At 71.1% G+C, this 16,170-nt stretch carries 18 protein-coding genes; 4 read left to right on the plus strand and 14 right to left on the minus strand.

What is annotated here, in order from left to right; genetic code table 11:
- Positions 1-93: 93 nt before the first annotated feature.
- A complete protein-coding gene (locus ACIO3P_RS24360) occupies positions 94-537 on the minus strand; it encodes a MarR family transcriptional regulator (RefSeq protein WP_329825514.1) in 444 nt (147 codons plus the stop codon).
- Between the two features lie 152 nt (positions 538-689).
- On the opposite strand from ACIO3P_RS24360, the gene ACIO3P_RS24365 reads away from it, so the two are divergent.
- Both ACIO3P_RS24365 and mltG read left to right on the plus strand, forming a co-directional pair.
- On the plus strand, positions 690-2,594 hold the full coding sequence (locus ACIO3P_RS24365) for an ABC transporter ATP-binding protein (protein ID WP_401852198.1): 1,905 nt from the start codon (positions 690-692) through the stop codon (positions 2,592-2,594).
- A gap of 492 nt (positions 2,595-3,086) precedes the next feature.
- Complete coding sequence (gene mltG / locus ACIO3P_RS24370) at positions 3,087-3,932, plus strand: endolytic transglycosylase MltG (RefSeq protein WP_329825516.1); 846 nt, start codon at positions 3,087-3,089, stop codon at positions 3,930-3,932.
- An 18-nt stretch (positions 3,933-3,950) separates the two neighbouring features.
- Here mltG and ACIO3P_RS24375 read toward each other — a convergent pair whose 3' ends face one another.
- The 6 genes from ACIO3P_RS24375 to ACIO3P_RS24400 all read right to left on the minus strand — a co-directional run bounded on the left by ACIO3P_RS24375 (position 3,951) and on the right by ACIO3P_RS24400 (position 9,358).
- Complete coding sequence (locus ACIO3P_RS24375; RefSeq protein ID WP_401852201.1) at positions 3,951-5,108, minus strand: NAD(P)-binding domain-containing protein; 1,158 nt, start codon at positions 5,106-5,108, stop codon at positions 3,951-3,953.
- 63 nt (positions 5,109-5,171) lie between these two features.
- Positions 5,172-6,383: an LLM class flavin-dependent oxidoreductase gene (locus ACIO3P_RS24380; RefSeq protein ID WP_329825519.1), complete on the minus strand. Its 1,212-nt coding sequence runs from the start codon at positions 6,381-6,383 to the stop codon at positions 5,172-5,174.
- Positions 6,380-7,420 (minus strand): ABC transporter substrate-binding protein, encoded by a 1,041-nt coding sequence (locus tag ACIO3P_RS24385; RefSeq protein WP_401852204.1) that lies wholly within the window; start codon positions 7,418-7,420, stop codon positions 6,380-6,382. The genes ACIO3P_RS24380 and ACIO3P_RS24385 overlap by 4 nt, the downstream gene beginning before the upstream one ends.
- 101 nt (positions 7,421-7,521) lie before the next feature.
- Positions 7,522-8,274, minus strand: coding sequence for an ABC transporter ATP-binding protein (locus ACIO3P_RS24390; RefSeq protein WP_401852206.1), 753 nt, complete (start codon positions 8,272-8,274; stop codon positions 7,522-7,524).
- Complete coding sequence (locus ACIO3P_RS24395) at positions 8,247-9,113, minus strand: ABC transporter permease (RefSeq protein ID WP_401852208.1); 867 nt, start codon at positions 9,111-9,113, stop codon at positions 8,247-8,249. Before ACIO3P_RS24395 ends, ACIO3P_RS24390 begins: the two co-directional genes overlap by 28 nt.
- 161 nt (positions 9,114-9,274) lie before the next feature.
- Positions 9,275-9,358, minus strand: a complete 84-nt coding sequence (locus ACIO3P_RS24400; RefSeq protein WP_382893431.1) for a putative leader peptide — start codon at positions 9,356-9,358, stop codon at positions 9,275-9,277.
- A 92-nt stretch (positions 9,359-9,450) separates the two neighbouring features.
- Between ACIO3P_RS24400 and ACIO3P_RS24405 the strand changes: the two genes are divergently transcribed.
- Entirely contained in the window at positions 9,451-9,873 is a 423-nt protein-coding gene (locus ACIO3P_RS24405; RefSeq protein ID WP_401852211.1) for a YjbQ family protein, read from the plus strand.
- A gap of 70 nt (positions 9,874-9,943) precedes the next feature.
- Here ACIO3P_RS24405 and ACIO3P_RS24410 read toward each other — a convergent pair whose 3' ends face one another.
- From ACIO3P_RS24410 to ACIO3P_RS24420, 3 genes are read right to left on the minus strand one after another with little or no spacing between them, the layout of a single operon-like run.
- Complete coding sequence (locus ACIO3P_RS24410) at positions 9,944-10,357, minus strand: arsenate reductase ArsC (protein WP_329825524.1); 414 nt, start codon at positions 10,355-10,357, stop codon at positions 9,944-9,946.
- Positions 10,350-11,474 (minus strand): ACR3 family arsenite efflux transporter, encoded by a 1,125-nt coding sequence (arsB, locus tag ACIO3P_RS24415; RefSeq protein WP_401852214.1) that lies wholly within the window; start codon positions 11,472-11,474, stop codon positions 10,350-10,352. The genes ACIO3P_RS24410 and arsB overlap by 8 nt, the downstream gene beginning before the upstream one ends.
- A complete protein-coding gene (locus tag ACIO3P_RS24420; protein WP_329825526.1) occupies positions 11,471-11,872 on the minus strand; it encodes a metalloregulator ArsR/SmtB family transcription factor in 402 nt (133 codons plus the stop codon). The genes arsB and ACIO3P_RS24420 overlap by 4 nt, the downstream gene beginning before the upstream one ends.
- Positions 11,873-11,953: 81 nt before the next feature.
- Between ACIO3P_RS24420 and ACIO3P_RS24425 the strand changes: the two genes are divergently transcribed.
- Positions 11,954-12,433 carry an ArsI/CadI family heavy metal resistance metalloenzyme gene (locus tag ACIO3P_RS24425; protein WP_329825527.1) on the plus strand — a complete coding sequence of 160 codons (480 nt, stop codon included), beginning with the start codon at positions 11,954-11,956 and terminating at the stop codon, positions 12,431-12,433.
- A 33-nt stretch (positions 12,434-12,466) separates the two neighbouring features.
- Here the strand turns inward: ACIO3P_RS24425 and ACIO3P_RS24430 are convergent, their stop codons facing one another.
- Genes ACIO3P_RS24430 through ACIO3P_RS24445 form a run of 4 tightly spaced genes read right to left on the minus strand, consistent with a single transcriptional unit; the run spans position 12,467 to position 16,095 of the window.
- Complete coding sequence (locus tag ACIO3P_RS24430; RefSeq protein WP_329825528.1) at positions 12,467-13,039, minus strand: carbonic anhydrase; 573 nt, start codon at positions 13,037-13,039, stop codon at positions 12,467-12,469.
- Between the two features lie 50 nt (positions 13,040-13,089).
- Positions 13,090-13,413 carry a DsbA family protein gene (locus ACIO3P_RS24435; protein ID WP_401852217.1) on the minus strand — a complete coding sequence of 108 codons (324 nt, stop codon included), beginning with the start codon at positions 13,411-13,413 and terminating at the stop codon, positions 13,090-13,092.
- Positions 13,410-15,512, minus strand: a complete 2,103-nt coding sequence (locus ACIO3P_RS24440) for a cytochrome c oxidase assembly protein (protein ID WP_401852220.1) — start codon at positions 15,510-15,512, stop codon at positions 13,410-13,412. Before ACIO3P_RS24440 ends, ACIO3P_RS24435 begins: the two co-directional genes overlap by 4 nt.
- The gene (locus ACIO3P_RS24445; protein WP_401852222.1) at positions 15,502-16,095 is read right to left on the minus strand and encodes a copper resistance CopC family protein; all 594 of its coding nucleotides are present in this window, start codon (positions 16,093-16,095) and stop codon (positions 15,502-15,504) included. The genes ACIO3P_RS24440 and ACIO3P_RS24445 overlap by 11 nt, the downstream gene beginning before the upstream one ends.
- Between the last annotated feature and the right edge of the window lie 75 nt (positions 16,096-16,170).

Genomic DNA, 16,170 nt, shown 5'->3' on the forward strand with positions numbered 1-16,170 from the left:
GGGTGGCCCAAACCGTGCAAGGTTCGCGGTTTTCGAGGGCCCGAGGCAATGGGTTTTCCGCGGGGGAGGCCGGTTCCGGCCGCGCGTCCGCGCTCAGCAGGGGCGCTCGGCGGCCCCGTCGACCAGTGTCGACAGCAGCCCGCCGAGCACCTCGCGCTGCTCGGCGGTCAGTGGCGCCAGTACGTCCTCGGCGGCGGACCGGCGCGCGCCGCGCAGCGCGCGCAGCGTCGCCCGGCCGGTGTCGGTCAGCTCGACGCGGATGACCCGGCGGTTGGTCGGATCGGGGGCGCGGCGCACCCAGCCGCTCGCCTCCAGGCTGTCGACCAGGGTGGTCACGGCACGGGGCACCACTTCGAGCCGGGTGGCCAGATCGGTCATCCGCGGGGGTGTGTCGTAGAGCGTGAGGGCGCGCAGCAGCCGTGCCTGGGCGGGGGTGATGCCGATCGGTTCGAGCTGCTGCTTCTGGATGCGGTGGAGCCGCCGGGTCAGCCGCAGGAGCTGCTCGGCCAGCATGCCGTCGACATCGGGGGTGCTCATGCCCGGAATAATATCAGGACCAAGGTGATTGTGAACATAGGTAACAGTGAGCTATGGTCGGTAAAGTTGACCGGTCCCGCCCCTCCGGAGCGGGACCGTCGGAGGGCGTCGAGCCCTCGCACCTCACCGGACATCTGCCATCGAAGGAGCCCATGAAACCCGAACCCTCCACCTGGACACCCTCGCCCCGCCCGGGTCCACCCGGTCTGTCGGGAGCGGAGCCGAAGTCGGAGCCGAAGTCGGAGTCGGATGAGCCCGAGCAGCCCGCCCAGCTTCGGCGGATCTTCGCCCTCTTCCGCCCCTACCGCGGCCGGCTCGCCCTCGTCGGCCTTCTCGTCGCGGCGTCCTCGCTGGTCACGGTCGCCTCGCCGTTCATGCTGCGCGAGATCCTCGACACGGCGATCCCGCAGGGCCGTACCGGCCTGCTGAGTCTGCTGGCCCTCGGCATGATCCTGACGGCGGTCGTCAACAGCATCTTCGGCGTCCTCCAGACGCTGATCTCCACGACCGTCGGCCAGCGGGTCATGCACGATCTGCGGACCGGCGTCTACAGCCGGCTCCAGAGCATGCCGCTCGCCTTCTTCACCAGAACCAGGACCGGTGAGGTCCAGTCGCGCATCGCCAACGACATCGGCGGCATGCAGGCGACGGTGACCTCCACCGCGACCTCGCTGGTCTCCAACCTCACGGCCGTGATCGCCTCGGTCGTCGCGATGCTCGCCCTGGACTGGCGGCTCACCGCCGTCTCGATGGTGCTGCTCCCCGTCTTCGTCTGGATCAGCCGCAAGGTCGGCCGCGAACGCAAGAAGATCACCACGGAGCGCCAGCGGCAGATGGCCACCATGGCCGCGACCGTCACCGAATCGCTCTCCGTGAGCGGCATACTCCTCGGCCGCACGATGGGCCGGGCCGACTCGCTCACGCGCTCCTTCGCCGACGAGTCCGAGCGCCTGGTCGATCTGGAGGTCCGCTCCAACATGGCGGGCCGCTGGCGGATGTCGACCATCGGTATCGTCATGGCGGCCATGCCCGCCGTCATCTACTGGGCCGCGGGCATCGCGCTCGGCGCGGGCGGCACCCCCGTCTCCATCGGGACGCTCGTCGCCTTCGTCTCGCTCCAGCAGGGGCTCTTCCGGCCCGCCGTGAGCCTGCTGTCCACCGGAGTGGACATGCAGACCTCCCTCGCGCTCTTCCAGCGCATCTTCGAGTACCTGGACCTCCCCGTCGACATCACCGAGCCCGAGCGGCCGGTCCGGCTGGAGCGGATCCGCGGCGAGGTCCGCTTCGACGGCGTCGACTTCAGCTACGACGACAAGGACCGCCAGACCCTCAGCGGGATCGACCTGACCGTCCCGTCCGGCGGCAGCCTCGCCGTCGTCGGCCCCACGGGCTCCGGCAAGTCGACCCTCAGCTACCTCGTGCCCCGGCTGTACGACGTGACGGGCGGCCGGGTCCTCCTCGACGGCGTGGACGTACGCGATCTGGACTTCGACACCCTCGCCCGGGCCGTCGGCGTCGTCTCCCAGGAGACCTACCTGTTCCACGCCTCGGTCGCCGACAACCTGCGCTTCGCCAAGCCGGATGCCACGGACGAGGAGATGCGCACCGCCGCGAAGGCCGCCCAGATCCACGACCACATCGCCTCGCTGCCCGACGGCTACGACACGCTGGTCGGTGAGCGCGGATACCGCTTCTCCGGCGGCGAGAAACAGCGCCTCGCGATCGCCCGCACCATCCTGCGCAACCCGCCCGTACTCATCCTGGACGAGGCGACCAGCGCACTGGACACCCGTACGGAACACGCGGTGCAGCAGGCCATCGACGCGCTCTCCGAAGGACGTACGACCATCACCATCGCGCACCGGCTCTCCACGGTCAGGGACGCGGACCAGATCGTCGTCCTCCACGCGGGCGCCGTCGTCGAGCGGGGTACGCACGAGGAGCTGCTCCGACGGGACGGCCGCTACGCCGCGCTCGTCCGCAGGGACGAGCGCCCGTCGCACGCGGACGGGCCCGGCGCCCACGGTCTCGCACCGGTGGCTCTCGAAGCCCGGTGAACACGGCAGTGCCGCCGCTCCCTGGGACGGGAAGCGACGGCACCGCGTTCGGTGAAGGTGTGTCAGACGCGCATGTGTCAGACGCGCATGTGTCAGACGAGCCAACCCACGAAGTGGACGATGCCGGCGAGCAGGTTGGTGATGACGTTCATCGAGGTGTTTCTCCTTGTACGTGATGCAACTGCGGGACAGCGCGCTTCACGGTCTGCAGCCCGCCGAACGCGCTCCGTAAGCATCACCCGTCACATCGGTGCGGAGCAATGGAATCCGATGCGATCACACGTTCTGACGAACAACCGATCCCGCGTTCGTGTGTTCCTCGATCGTTGTTCGTCCGCCGAGCATTCGTCCGAGCGTTCGTCCGAGCGGTCGTCCGGGGTCGTCCGAGCCTTCGTCCGGGTGGTCGTCCCGGTGTCCGTTCGAACGCGTGCCCTTCGTGTCGCCATGCCCGAGATGTCGGGTTCTGTGGTCACTCCGGGTTAGCGTGCCCATATGAAGAACGAGCCTCCGGTGGCACGACCCGGGCGCGGTACCCGGCTGACCCGCCGCGGCCGGCTGGTGCTGATCGTCGGCGCCGCCCTGGTGGCCACGGCCGCGGTGCTGGTGCCGGTGGCCCTGCTGACCGGCGGGGACGACAGCGCCCCGCGGGCGACGTCCCTGGTCGTTCCCGAGGGCCGGCGCGCGACCCAGGTCTACGCCTCGATCGACCGTGCGCTCGACGTGCCCGCGGGCACCACCCGAAAGGCGCTGGCGAGCGCCCGGCTCGAACTGCCCGAGGCGGCCCGGGCCAACCCGGAGGGCTATCTCTTCCCGGCGACGTACCCGATCGCCCCCTCGACCTCCCCGGCCGGACTGCTCGACTACATGGTCAGGACCGCGAACCAGCGGTTCGGGGGCGACCGGATCACCGCCGGCGCGCAGGCCCACGGGGTGACGGCCTATCAGAGGGTCACCATCGCCAGCATCGTCCAGGCGGAGGCCGCTACGACGGCGGACATGGCCAGGGTCGCCCGGGTCGTGCACAACCGGCTCGCCCTCGGTATGCCGCTCCAGATGGACTCGACGCTCAACTACGCGCTGAACCGTTCCACCCTGGACACCACCCACGAGGACACCAGGACGAAGAGCCCGTACAACACCTATGAACACAAGGGACTGCCGCCCACGCCGATCGGGAACCCGGGGGAGGCGGCGATGCGCGCGGCCGTCAGCCCCGCGCCCGGTGACTGGCTGTACTTCGTCACCGTGAAGCCCGGCGACACCCGCTTCACGAACCGGTACGCCGAACACCGCAAGAACGTCGAGGAGTTCAACAAGCACCGCGAGGGCGCCGCGTAGGAAGGGCGGTCAGCCCTCTCACGCACGCAGCACCGCCGCCTCCTCGCCCCCGCCCGCCGTCCCCTCGCCCGCTGTTCTCTCCCCGGGCGTTCCCTCCTTGGGCGTACGTTCCAGCAGCCGCCCGATCTCCCGTACGGCCGCACGTCCGGCGCGGTTGGCGCCGATCGTGGAGGCGGAGGGCCCGTACCCGACGAGGTGGACCCGCTCGTCCCGTACGGCGCGTGTCCCCTCGACCCGGACCCCGCCACCCCGCTCCCGCAGCCCCAGCGGCGCGAGATGGTCGATGGCGGGCCGGAACCCGGTCGCCCAGAGGAGCACATCGGCGTCCACCGTCCGGCCGTCGTCCCAGGCCACACCCTCCGCGGTGATCCGGTCGAACATCGGCAGCCGGTCGAGCACCCCTTCCGCGCGCGCCCGCGCGACGGCCTCGGTCACCGGCAGCCCGGTGACCGAGACCACGCTCTGCGGCGGCAGCCCCCGGCGCACCCGCTCGTCGACGAGCGCCACGGCCGCCCGGCCCCACTCCTCGGTGAACGGGCCCTCGCGGAAGACCGGCGGGCGGCGTGTCACCCAGGTCGTCCCCGCCGCCACCCGCGCGATCTCCATGAGGTGCTGGGTGCCGGAGGCCCCGCCGCCGACCACGATCACCCGCAGCCCCGCGAACTCCTCCGGCCCCGGATAGTTCGCCGTGTGCAACTGGCGCCCCCGGAAGGTCTCCTGGCCCCGGTAGCGCGGCCAGAACGGGCGGTCCCAGGTGCCGGTGGCGTTGATCAGTGCCCGGGCCGACCAGGTCCCCTCCGAGGTCTCCACCCGCAGCCGCCCGCCGGCGCCCTCCCGTACGGTACGGACATCGACCGGCCGGTGGACCCGCAGGCCGAAGCGGTGCTCGTACGCCGTGAAGTACGCGCCGATCACCTCGGACGACGGCCGGCCGTCGTCCTCCGGTCCTGTGACCAGCTCCATGCCGGGCAGTGCGTGCATGCCATGGACCCTGCCGTACGTCAGCGAGGGCCAGCGGAACTGCCAGGCGCCGCCCGGCCGCGGGGCATGGTCGAGGACGACGAAGTCACGGTCCGGCTCCAGCCCCGAGCGCCGCAGGTGGTGGGCGCCGGACAGGCCCGCCTGCCCGGCGCCGATGACCACCACGTCGATGTCGCGTACCCCAAAGTCGTTCACGGTTCTACCAACAGCTCGGGTGCCGGCAATCTTCCCGGCCCGGCGGCCCGGCGGTCCGGCGGCTCAGCGGCCCCCGGCCAGCAGCAGCGGCGCGCCGCCCCCGCCCCCGGGAGCCCGTGTGCCGCCCGCCCCCGGAACCCCGAGCAGCGGGGACGCCGGGACCTGCGCGAGCAGCCCGCGCTCCGCGAGCACCGGCGTCACCCCCTCCCCGAACCAGTACGCCTCCTCCAGGTGCGGGTACCCGGAGAGCACGAAGTGCTCGATGCCCAGCTCGTGGTACTCCTCGATCCGGTCCGCGACCTCGGCATGGCTGCCGACCAGCGCGGTGCCCGCCCCGCCCCGTACCAGACCGACCCCCGCCCACAGGTTGGGCGAGATCTCCAGCTCGTCGCGCGAGCCGCCGTGCAGGGCGAGCATCCGCTGCTGGCCCACCGACTCGCTCCGGCTCAGCGCGCGTTGGGCCGCAGCCACCGTCTCGGGGTCGAGATCGTCCAGCAGCCGGTCGGCCGTGGCCCAGGCGTCGCGCGCGGAGTCCCGCGAGATGGTGTGCATCCGGATGCCGAACCGGACCGTACGGCCGCGCTCCTCGGCGAGCGAGCGGATCCAGTCGATCTTCTCCTTCACCTGGGCCGGCGGCTCGCCCCAGGTCAGATAGACATCCGCGTGCTCCGCCGCGACCGGCCCGGCCGCCGCCGACGAGCCGCCGAAGAAGATGTCCGGCAGCGGGTCCGGCGGCAGGGCGGTCAGCCCGCCCTCCACCTGGAAGTGCTCCCCGTCGAAGTCGTACGGACGCCCCTCCCACGCACCCCGTACCACCGACAGGAACTCCGCCGTCCGGGCGTAGCGCCGGTCGTGGTCGAGATGGTCGCCGAAGCGCCGCTGTTCCGTGGCGTCGCCGCCGGTCACCACATTGAGCAGCAGCCTGCCCCGGGTGATGCGCTGGTACGTGGCCGCCATCTGCGCCGCCAGCACCGGCGAGATCAGCCCCGGCCGGAAGGCGACCAGGAACTTCAGCCGCTCGGTCTGCTGCGCGAGTGCCATCGTCGTCAGCCAGGCGTCCTCGCACCAGGTGCCGGTCGGCGTCAGCACCGCCTCGAAGCCGAGATGCTCGGCGGCCTTGGCGATCTGCGCCAGATACTCGATGTCGGGCGCCCTGACCCCGCTCACCGGGGTGATCTTCGATCGCTTGATGCCCCCGTCGGTGTACGCGTGACGGTCCACCAGGGTGCGCCCGTCGCCCCCGGTCGGCAGGAACCAGTGCAGATGAACGCTCATCGGGAAGAAGCCTTTCCGTAGCTGCGCGCGGGTGAGGTCGACGGGGGCAGATCCTTGTTGAAACGGCCGTCCACGTAGTCGGCGAAGTCGAAGCGGCGGGGGATGAGTCCCTGCTCGGCGAAGGTGTCGGCGATCTTCTGCTCGGAAGCCACCGCCGCGGCGTCCAGCGCCACCGGCACCCGTGTCCCCCAGGTCAGTTTCACCGCGTCCAGGGCCACGTCGTACGGCAGCCCGGTGTCCTTCGCCCAGACCTTCGCCCACGCCTCCGGATGCTTGTAGACCCAGTCCTGGGCCCGGCGCAGCCGGTCGATGAAGTCACCGAGCGCCGCCGTCTTCGCCTTGTCCTTGAGCGCGGCGTCCGCGGCGACCTGGAAGTTCAGCCCGTTGACGACTCCCTGACCATGCGTCAGAACTTTCCCCTGCCCGGCGTGGAGCACCTGTGACGTGTACGGGTCCCACACGGCCCAGGCGTCGACCTTGCCGCCGGCGAACGCGGCCAGCGCGTCGGCCGGCTGCAACAGGGTGACCTTGATGTCCTTGAGGGTGAGGCCGGCGCGCCGGAGCGAGGCGATCAACTGGTAGTGCGCCGAACTGCCCTGGGCGACCGCGACGGTCTTCCCCCGGAGATCGGCCGTCTTCCTCAGCTTCGAGTCCTTCGGTACGAGAACGGCCTCGCCCCGGGCGTCGCCGTGCGTGGCGCCCACGACCGTGATCTTCGACTTGGCCCCGGCGGCGAAGACCGGCGGGGTGTTGCCGACCGAACCGACGTCCACGGCACCGGCGTTGACCGCTTCGAGCATCGGAGGTCCGGAGGTGAACGTCGACCACTTCACCTTGTAGGGCAGATCGTCGAGTTCACCGGCGGCCCGCAGGACCGCCTCGGAACCGCCCTTCTGGTCACCGACGTCGAGGGTCACCGACCCCTTCCCGTCGGTGGAACCGCCGGCGCCTCCGGAGCCACCGGCGGACGAACTGCCGGAGCAGGCGGTGAGCAGCAGGGCGAGGGGCAACAGGACAGCGGACAGAGTGCGTTTCATGAGCGGTCTCTCAGGGGGTGGGGGAAGAGGAGGTACGGTTTTCCGGGAACGGCGGGGTCGTCGATGTCATCGATCCCCGACGACATCGCTCCCCGAGGTCATCAATCCCCGACGTCATCGACCCCCAACTCGGCGAGCAGCCGGGCGCGGAGAGCCGCGAAACCCGGATCGCCCACGGAACGCGGCCGGTCCAGCGCGACCGGAGTCTCGTACGCGATGACACCGTCCCGCATCACCAGCGCCCGGTCCGCGAGCAGCAGGGCCTCCTCCACGTCGTGGGTGACGAGCAGGACCGCGCAGCCGCGCCGCTGCCACAACTCGGCGACCAGCCGCTGCGCGGTGAGCCGGGTCAGCGCGTCCAGCGCCCCGAACGGCTCGTCGAGCAGCAGCAGATCCGGCTCCCGTACCAGCGCCCTGGCGAGCGAGGCGCGCTGGGCCTCGCCGCCCGAGAGCGTCCTGGGCCAGGCGCCCGACCGGTGGCCCAGGCCGACCTCCGCCAACGCACTCTCCGCCACGGCCCGTTCGGGCTTGCCGTCCAGTCCGAGCAGCACATTGCGCCAGACCCGCTTCCACGGCATCAACCGCGGAGCCTGGAACGCGACGGCACGCCGCTTCGGTACGAGTACGGTGCCCTCGATCTCCCGGTCGAGGCCCGCCAGGACCCGCAGCAGGGTCGACTTGCCGCAGCCGCTGCGGCCCAGCAGCGCGGTGAACTCCCCTGGCCGCAGGGTCAGATCGAGCTGGTCGATCACCGGCCGCCCGCCGAAGGACCGGGTCAGCCCCTCGACCCGTACGGCCGCCGCGCCGTCGAGATCCGGCGCGCTTTTCACTGGCCCTTGAAGGTCGGTCGCCATTGCAGCAGCAGCCTTTCGAGAGTACGGACGACGGCATCGGCGAGCAGGCCGAGCAGGGCGTAGACGACCAGGCAGACGACGATGATGTCGGTACGGAAGAAGTCCCTGGCCTGGTTCATCAGGAAGCCGATGCCGGCGTCCGCGTTGATCGACTCGCCGAAGACCAGCGCGAGCCAGGCGGTGGCGAGCGAGTACCGCAGACCGGTCATCGCGCCGGGCAGCGCGCCCGGCAGGACCACATGCCGGATCAGCCCCCAGCGGCCGAGCCCCAACGACTCGCCCGCCTCGACGAGTTGTTCGTCGACGCCGCGGATCCCCGCGTACACGTTGAGATAGAGATGAAAGGCGACCCCGAGCGCGATGAGCGCGACCTTGGGTGCCTCGCCGATGCCGAGCCAGATGATGAACAGCGGGATCAGACCGACCCAGGGAACGGTGCGCAGCATCTGCACCGTCGCGTCGACCAGATCCTCACCGAGCCGGGAGAGCCCTGACACCAGGGCGAGACAGATCCCGATCACCCCGCCGAGCAACAGCCCCGCGGCGACACGCTGGAGCGAGACCCCCATGGCGGCGGGCAGGGTTCCATCGGCGATCAGTTCGCCGGCGGCGCGGGCGATGGTGCCGGGCGAGGCGAGGATGTCACGGTGCAGCACCCCCGCCGCGCTGAGCACCTGCCAGCAGACCAGAAGCAGCAGCGGTCCGACCGTGCGGCGCAGCCACCGGGGGACGGTACGCAGCCGTGAACCGTGCGCGGAGACGGGGGTCACGGCCTCCAGAACGGGGGAGGGATAAGTCGATTCAGGGGATATGTCGGGTGGGGCATGATCGAGCGTCATGGGGGCTCCACGGGCAGCGACAGAGCGAGGGAGGGGGGATGGCGTCAGGACCCCGCCCCGGCGTCCGCGCACAGTGGTGCTACGGCACGGTCAGCCGGGTACGACGGGGTGGTGGGGAGACGCGGGGCTCGGGGAAGGAAGGCGCCGGAGCCGAAAAGAGGTCAGCGGCCGCGACAACAGGCGGCGGAGGCCACCCGCAGCAGGTCGATGTGACCGCGCGTGGTGAGCAGAGCTGATCGCGACATGTCGCCGAACGTAGCGAGATGTTCCGGACCCGGTCAATGCCGTCTCGCCACGCGGACGCGCGCTTCCGTCTGGCGGTCGGCAAGATGGACGTATGTCTCACGCGTTCACCACCAGAGTCCTGCGTCTCACCACCGGCACCGAGGAGACGGTGACCGATCTGACCCACGCCTGCGCGGAGTTCCTCCAGGAGACGGCGGCGGGCCGGGACGGCCTCCTGAACCTCTTCGTACCGCACGCCACCGCGGGGGTGGCGGTCATCGAGACGGGCGCGGGCAGCGACGACGACCTCCTCGCGGCCCTGCGCACCCTGCTCCCCGCCGACGACCGCTGGCACCACCGCCACGGCGCCCCGGGCCACGGCAGGGACCACGTCCTGCCCGCCCTCGTACCGCCCCACGCGACGCTGCCGGTGGTCGCGGGGCGACTGGAACTGGGGACCTGGCAGTCGGTCTGTCTGGTCGACACGAACAGGGACAACCCCGACCGTCAGGTACGTCTGAGCTTCCTCGGATAGGTCCGAGGAAGCCGCGACTGGTAGGGCTGATTTACGGCCGTACCAGGTGAGGAGGCTTACGGTGCGGCGGTCAGGCCCTGTCGATTCCGAGTTCGGCGAGCAGGCCGCGGACGCGCCGCTCGATCTCGTCCCGGATGGGCCGGACCGCTCCGACGCCCTGCCCGGCGGGGTCGTCGAGTGTCCAGTCGAGGTACCGCTTGCCGGGGAAGACGGGGCAGGTGTCGCCGCAGCCCATGGTGATCACGACGTCGGACGCCTGTACGGCTTCCACGGTCAGCACCTTCGGCGTCTCGGCGGACAGGTCGATACCGGCCTCCGCCATCGCCTGCACGGCGGCCGGGTTCACCGCGTCGGCCGGTGCGGACCCGGCGGAGCGGACCTCGACCCGGCCTTCGGAGAGGTGGGTGAGGAAGGCGGCGGCCATCTGCGAGCGGCCCGCGTTGTGGACGCACACGAACAGCACGGACGGCTTGGACTCAGGCACGGGCGGAGCCTTCCGGGGAGACGGCCGGTCCGGCCATGGGCGTGGGCTCGGGGAAGAAGCGGCGCGCGGCCAGGGCGACGTGGACCAGGCCGATCAGGACCGGCACCTCGATGAGCGGGCCGACGACTCCGGCGAGGGCCTGGCCGGAGGTGGCGCCGAAGGTGGCGATGGCGACCGCGATGGAGAGTTCGAAGTTGTTGCCCGCGGCGGTGAACGCCAGCGTGGTGGCCTTCGGGTGGTTCAGTCCGACCGCACGGCCGACGGCCATGGACCCGGCCCACATCAGCGCGAAGTACACCAGCAGCGGCAGCGCGATCCGTACGACGTCCACGGGCTTGGAGGTGATCGCGTCGCCCTGGAGGGCGAACAGCACCACGATCGTGAACAGCAGCCCGTACAGGGCGAACGGGCCGATGCGGGGGATCAGCTTCGTCTCGTACCAGGTGCGGCCCCTGGCCCTCTCGCCCAGGCGGCGGGTGAGGAACCCGGCGAGCAGTGGAATGCCGAGGAAGATCAGCACGCTGCGGGCGATCTCCCGGACGGACACGTCCAGCGCGGTCTGCTCCAGGCCGAGCCGGCCTGGCAGCACGGACAGGTAGAACCAGCCCAGCGCGGCGAACGCGATCACCTGGAACACGGAGTTCAACGCGACGAGGACGGCGGCGGCTTCGCGGTCGCCGCAGGCCAGGTCGTTCCAGATGACGACCATCGCGATGCAGCGGGCCAGGCCGACGATGATCAGGCCGGTGCGGTACTCGGGCAGATCCGGCAGGAAGAGCCAGGCGAGCGCGAACATCAGGGCCGGCCCGACGACCCAGTTCAGGACCAGGGAGGGGATGAGGAGGCGGCGATCGCGGGTGACGGTGTCCAGGCGGTCGTAGCGGACCTTGGCCAGGACCGGGTACATCATCACGAGCAGGCCGAGCGCGATCGGCAGCGAGACCCCGGTGACGGTGACCTTCGCGAGCGCGTCCCCGAGCCCCGGTACGAGGCGGCCCAGTCCGAGGCCGACGGCCATGGCGATCAGGATCCACACGGCGAGGAAGCGGTCCAGGGACGACAGCCGCCCGGCCACCGGCCCCGCGGGCGCCGCCGTGGGGGCGGGCTCGGCGCTCACAAGGCGGCCCCGGCGGGCGCGTTCTCGGCCGACGGCGGCCCGGCGGGGCGGGTGAGGATCGCGGCGAGGCGGTCGGTCATCTGCGGCAGCAGCCGGTAGTACACCCACGTTCCGCGCCGTTCGGAGTCGATGAGTCCGGCCTGCTTCAGCAGCTTGAGGTGGTGAGAGATGGTCGGCTGCGACAGGTCGAAGGCCGGGGTGAGGTCGCAGACGCAGACCTCCCCGCCGGCGCGGGACGCGATCATCGACAGCAGTCGCAGCCGCACCGGATCGCCCAGCGCCTTGAACACCTTCGCCAGATCGGTGGCCTGGTCCTCGTCCAGCGGCGCGGTCAGCAGGGCGGGGCAGCATTCTTCGACGCCGTCCCGGCCGAGCACCACAAGCTCTTGTTTCGACATCCTTCTATGTTGACGTCTGTCGATGCAGGACGCAAGCTTGTATCGACAGACGTCAATGCAACGTGTTCGGGGAGAACCTCCATGTCCCGTGTTCAGCTCGCACTCAATGTCGCCGACCTCGAAGCCTCGGTGGCCTTCTACTCCCGGCTGTTCGGCGTCGAGCCCGCCAAGCGCCGACCGGGCTACGCCAACTTCGCGATCGCCCGGCCGCCGCTCAAGCTCGTCCTCATCGAGGGCGAGCCCGGTCAGGAAACCCGCCTGGACCACCTCGGCGTCGAGGTCGACTCCACGGAGACGGTCACCGCCGCCACCGACCGCCTCAAGGCGGCAGGGCTCGCCACGTTCGAGGAGAACGACACCTCCTGCTGCTACGCCCTCCAGGACAAGGTCTGGGTCCACGGCCCCGGCCGCGAGCCCTGGGAGGTCTACGTCGTCAAGGCCGACGCCGACCGGATGGGCGAGAGCCCTGCTCCCGAAGGCGGCGATGCCTGCTGTACCAGCGCCCCCGGGGAGTCGGGTGAGCCCGCCCCGGCGGCAGCGGCCCGCGGCTGCGGAGGCTGACCTCTCGCGTTCCGCACGGTGGGTGGCTGCTGCTCATAGCGGGAGGAAGGCGTTGGCCCGCGGGCGGTGTTCGAGGGTGGCGCCGGAATCGATCTCGTAGAACCAGCCGTGCAGCCGCAGCGAGCGGTCGACCAGGCGGGGGGCGATCGACGGGTAGTCGCTGAGCACGTCCAACTGGGTCAGTACGTGGCAGTGGCCGGCGGCGGTGAGGTCACCGCTCATCGGGGCCGGCGAACCGCCGGAAGAGGGTGCGCCGTCCGCGTCTTCCGCGGTGCTGGTCCGTATGCCGGTTTCGACGAGGTCGCAGTGGGAGTGGCCGCACACGATGATGTCGGTCACCTTCAGTTCCTCCACGGCGTGGTCGATCGTCCGGGACTCTCCGGCCGGCGCGTGGGGAGTGAAGCGCGGGATGACGGCGCCGTAGGTGCGCAGTTCGAAGAGGTCTCCCGGCCGGGCACCGGTGATCAGCGCGGGGACGATCCGGGAGTCCGAGCAGGTGATGAACATCGCGCGGGGACTGTCGCCGTCCGCGAGGGGGCCGAGGTCCAGGCTGTGTGCCGCGGCGCGAGCGGGGAATACGCCGGCCTGGTCGATGAGGTACTGCATGGGGCGCGTTCTCCTTGGGATACGGGTGCGGCCACGGATCACGGTCACGGTCACGGTCGGGACAGCCGGTCCTTGATGAGCGCTTCGAACTCCTCCGTGGAAGCCGGGGCGACGCGTTCGCCGTCGAGGAAGAAGGCCGGTGTGCCCTGCACGCCCAGGCCCAGCCCGTCGCGCTGGTCCACCCGCACCCGTGCGGTCGTTGCCGGATCCTTCAGCGCCGCGTCGAACTTCCCCAGGTCCGGACCGAGTTGCTCGGCGTCCACGGAGCCGCGCGGCTCGTCGGGGGAGGACTCGGGGGAGGACAGCGGGAAGGAACCGAGGGCGGCGGCGAACGCGGCCACCATCACCACGGCGATGTGGAGGTGCTTCTTCATGATTTCCCGGTCTGTCGGGTGCGGACGGAGGTCGAGGCGGACGGGGGACCCGGCTCGTGGGCGGCGCTGTTCGCCCCGGGAGCCGGCGGTGCCGGTGGGCCCGGACGGCGGTCGCGGGCGTGCAGGCTCGCCAGATAGGCGTTGTAGGCCGCCAGCGGGTCGTTCCCGTCCCCACGGTCGATCCGACGGTCGACGCGGCGGGCCTCCCGTGCGTCCGAGCGGACCCATTGGACGGCCAGGATGAGGGTGGTGATCAGTACGGGTATGTCGCCGGTGGCCCAGGCGATGGCTCCGGCGTTGTACTGGTCGTCCAGTGGGAACTCGACCCAGGGGCGGCTCAGGGAGTTCCACCAGCCGGCGCCGATCAGGTCGGACGAGCTCATCAGGGAGATGCTGAACCAGGAGTGGAACGGCATCGTCAGGATGAGGACGAACAGCCTGCCCAGATGGGGCGGGCGGCGCGGACCCGGGTCGACGCCGATGATGACCCAGAAGAACAGCAGCCCCACGGCGAGGAAGTGCCCGAGCATCACCAGATGGCCGAGATGGCTGCTCATCAGGGTCTCGAAGAGGGACGAGTAGTAGACGGCGAAGGCGCTGCCGATGAACAGCGCACTCGCCACCACCGGATGCGAGACGACTTTCACGTAGCGGCTGTGCAGCAGCTTCAGCAACAGCTCCCTGGGCCCGGTCGGGCCGCCCTTGGGCGCTGACGGCAGTGCGCGCAGGGCGAGGGTGGCCGGGGCGCCGAGAACGAGCAGGATCGGCACCGTCATGGCGAGGATCATGTGCTGGCCCATGTGCACGCTGAACAGCACCTTGCCGTAGACGGCCAGCCCGCTCATGGTGGCCAGGACCGTGACCGCGAGCCCCAGCAGCCAGGAGACCGTCCGTCCGGCCGGCCAGGTGTCTCCCCTCCTGCGCAAGGTGCGTACCCCTGCCAGGTAGAGAAGCGCGGCAGCGGCCGTTCCGAAGGCGAAGAGCGGGTCGAAGCGCCACTGGGTGAACAGTGGCGTCCAGGGGAAGTCACCGAGAGGCGGCGGCATGGCGAAGCCGAGCATCTCCTCGGAGGGCGACAGCGCGGCCTCGCCCGTCCCGGGCGCGGGGGTACGGGACAGGCCGACCGCGAGCCCCATGGCCGCCGCCATGACCAGCAGTTCACCGGCCGCGAGTCTGACGAAGGCACTCCTCTCACCGGTCCACAGCCCCGGCATGGTGCGTCGCCGGTGCCAGTGGCCGATGCCCGCCAGCAGGGCGAGCGCCGCCGCCTTGGCGAGGACCAGCAGGCCGTACCGACTGGTGAACACCTCCGCCGGTGCGGGCAGCCGGACCGCCGCGTTGACGACCCCGCTCGCGCCGACCGCGAGCAGCGACCATCCGGCGAGCGGACTGAAACGCCGGACGGCCTCACCGGTGCCCTCTTCCCGGCGGGCGGCCACGACCAGGAGGAAGAGCAGCCCGCCCACCCAGACCGTCACGCCGACCAGGTGCAGGCAGAGGCTGACGACCGCGGAGTCGTGGTTCGCGGCGGCCGAGGAGTGACCGGTGAACGCGGGTGGCAGCACCCCCAGCAACGCCACCGCGAGCGCCCACCGGGCCCAGCGCGCGGTGCCGATTCCCAGGCAGCAGGTCCCGAGCAGGAGGCCGACGGCCACCGTGATGGCGTACGAGCGCCCCTGGGCGTCGTTGATGACGAAGTCCGCCACCACGGCGGGGGACATCATCTCGCCGACGGGCTGGGCGAACAGATCGGACAGGGTGAGAACCATGGTGGCGGCCGACGCCCCGGCCCATGCCAGGGAAGCGCACGCGGCCCACAGCAGATAGCGCAGTTGCGTCCCGCTCAGCCGCCGTTCGCCCGGCAGCAGCACCGCCACCAGCAGCAGGGCACCGACCGTCGCGACGGCCGCCGCGTCGGCGACCGTACGAGCCACGGGCAGGCCCCAGGCGGTCACCGGACCGGCGTCCGGGATCCCCGGAATCCGTACGGCCACCCCGCCACCGGCCAGGACGGTGACCAGGGTGGCGGCGACGGCCGTGCCCGCCGCGGCGGCGAGAAGAGGAGACAGACGTGTTGTGGACCTGTGGTCAGCCACCATGACCGGCCCGCTTCCGGTGGACGATGTACGCGCCGGCCCCGACCACGACCAGCGCCCCGACGCCGGCCGCCACAGGGGCGTTCGGACTGAAGTGTGTTCCGCCGGGACGGGAGGCGGCAGTTGCCGAGAGGGATGGAGCGACGGACGGTTCGGCGCCGGAGGCCGAGGCGCTGGGGGTGCCCGCGGCCTCGACGGTGAACGTGTACGAACCGGAGACGGGGTGCCCGTCGGCGGAGACGACACGGTAACCGACGGTGTAGCGCCCGCCCGGGGCGCCGGGCCTCAGCGCGAGCGAGACGACCCGCCCCGAGACCTGTGGTGTGCCGGACGCGCTGCCGTCCGACGTGGTGCCTGACGAGGTGACGGAGACCTTGGCGTACTTCCGTGTCATCTCGTCGCTGAAGGTCAGTGTGACGCGTTCGGGTGGCCGGCCGAGGGTGGCCGCACTGGCCGGACTGCTGGAGACCAGCTCGGTGTGGGCGGCTGCCCGCGGAGCGGCGACGGCGAGCACGCCTGCCGCGACCACGGGGATGCCGAGGGTGCGTACCGCCACGCGGGCGGCACGCCAATGGATGACGGGCATGTCATGGGCTCTCTGTGTCCCCGGCGGTCACGCCGCCGGGACGATAGGACCCGGCGAGCCGAGCGGGTCCACCGT

This window comes from Streptomyces sp. NPDC087310 (genome assembly GCF_044744405.1).
Classification (GTDB): domain Bacteria; phylum Actinomycetota; class Actinomycetes; order Streptomycetales; family Streptomycetaceae; genus Streptomyces.

Excerpts from the sequence above, each read along its gene's own strand:
- ACIO3P_RS24360 (WP_329825514.1), bottom strand. The coding sequence starts at position 537 with ATGAGCACCCCCGATGTCGACGGCATGCTGGCCGAGCAGCTCCTGCGG.
- ACIO3P_RS24365 (WP_401852198.1), top strand. The coding sequence starts at position 690 with ATGAAACCCGAACCCTCCACCTGGACACCCTCGCCCCGCCCGGGTCCA.
- mltG (WP_329825516.1), top strand. The coding sequence starts at position 3,087 with ATGAAGAACGAGCCTCCGGTGGCACGACCCGGGCGCGGTACCCGGCTG.
- ACIO3P_RS24380 (WP_329825519.1), bottom strand. The coding sequence starts at position 6,383 with ATGAGCGTTCATCTGCACTGGTTCCTGCCGACCGGGGGCGACGGGCGC.
- ACIO3P_RS24385 (WP_401852204.1), bottom strand. The coding sequence starts at position 7,420 with ATGAAACGCACTCTGTCCGCTGTCCTGTTGCCCCTCGCCCTGCTGCTC.
- ACIO3P_RS24390 (WP_401852206.1), bottom strand. The coding sequence starts at position 8,274 with ATGGCGACCGACCTTCAAGGGCCAGTGAAAAGCGCGCCGGATCTCGAC.
- ACIO3P_RS24395 (WP_401852208.1), bottom strand. The coding sequence starts at position 9,113 with ATGACGCTCGATCATGCCCCACCCGACATATCCCCTGAATCGACTTAT.
- ACIO3P_RS24400 (WP_382893431.1), bottom strand. The coding sequence starts at position 9,358 with ATGTCGCGATCAGCTCTGCTCACCACGCGCGGTCACATCGACCTGCTG.
- ACIO3P_RS24405 (WP_401852211.1), top strand. The coding sequence starts at position 9,451 with ATGTCTCACGCGTTCACCACCAGAGTCCTGCGTCTCACCACCGGCACC.
- ACIO3P_RS24420 (WP_329825526.1), bottom strand. The coding sequence starts at position 11,872 with ATGTCGAAACAAGAGCTTGTGGTGCTCGGCCGGGACGGCGTCGAAGAA.
- ACIO3P_RS24425 (WP_329825527.1), top strand. The coding sequence starts at position 11,954 with ATGTCCCGTGTTCAGCTCGCACTCAATGTCGCCGACCTCGAAGCCTCG.
- ACIO3P_RS24430 (WP_329825528.1), bottom strand. The coding sequence starts at position 13,039 with ATGCAGTACCTCATCGACCAGGCCGGCGTATTCCCCGCTCGCGCCGCG.
- ACIO3P_RS24435 (WP_401852217.1), bottom strand. The coding sequence starts at position 13,413 with ATGAAGAAGCACCTCCACATCGCCGTGGTGATGGTGGCCGCGTTCGCC.
- ACIO3P_RS24440 (WP_401852220.1), bottom strand. The coding sequence starts at position 15,512 with ATGGTGGCTGACCACAGGTCCACAACACGTCTGTCTCCTCTTCTCGCC.
- ACIO3P_RS24445 (WP_401852222.1), bottom strand. The coding sequence starts at position 16,095 with ATGCCCGTCATCCATTGGCGTGCCGCCCGCGTGGCGGTACGCACCCTC.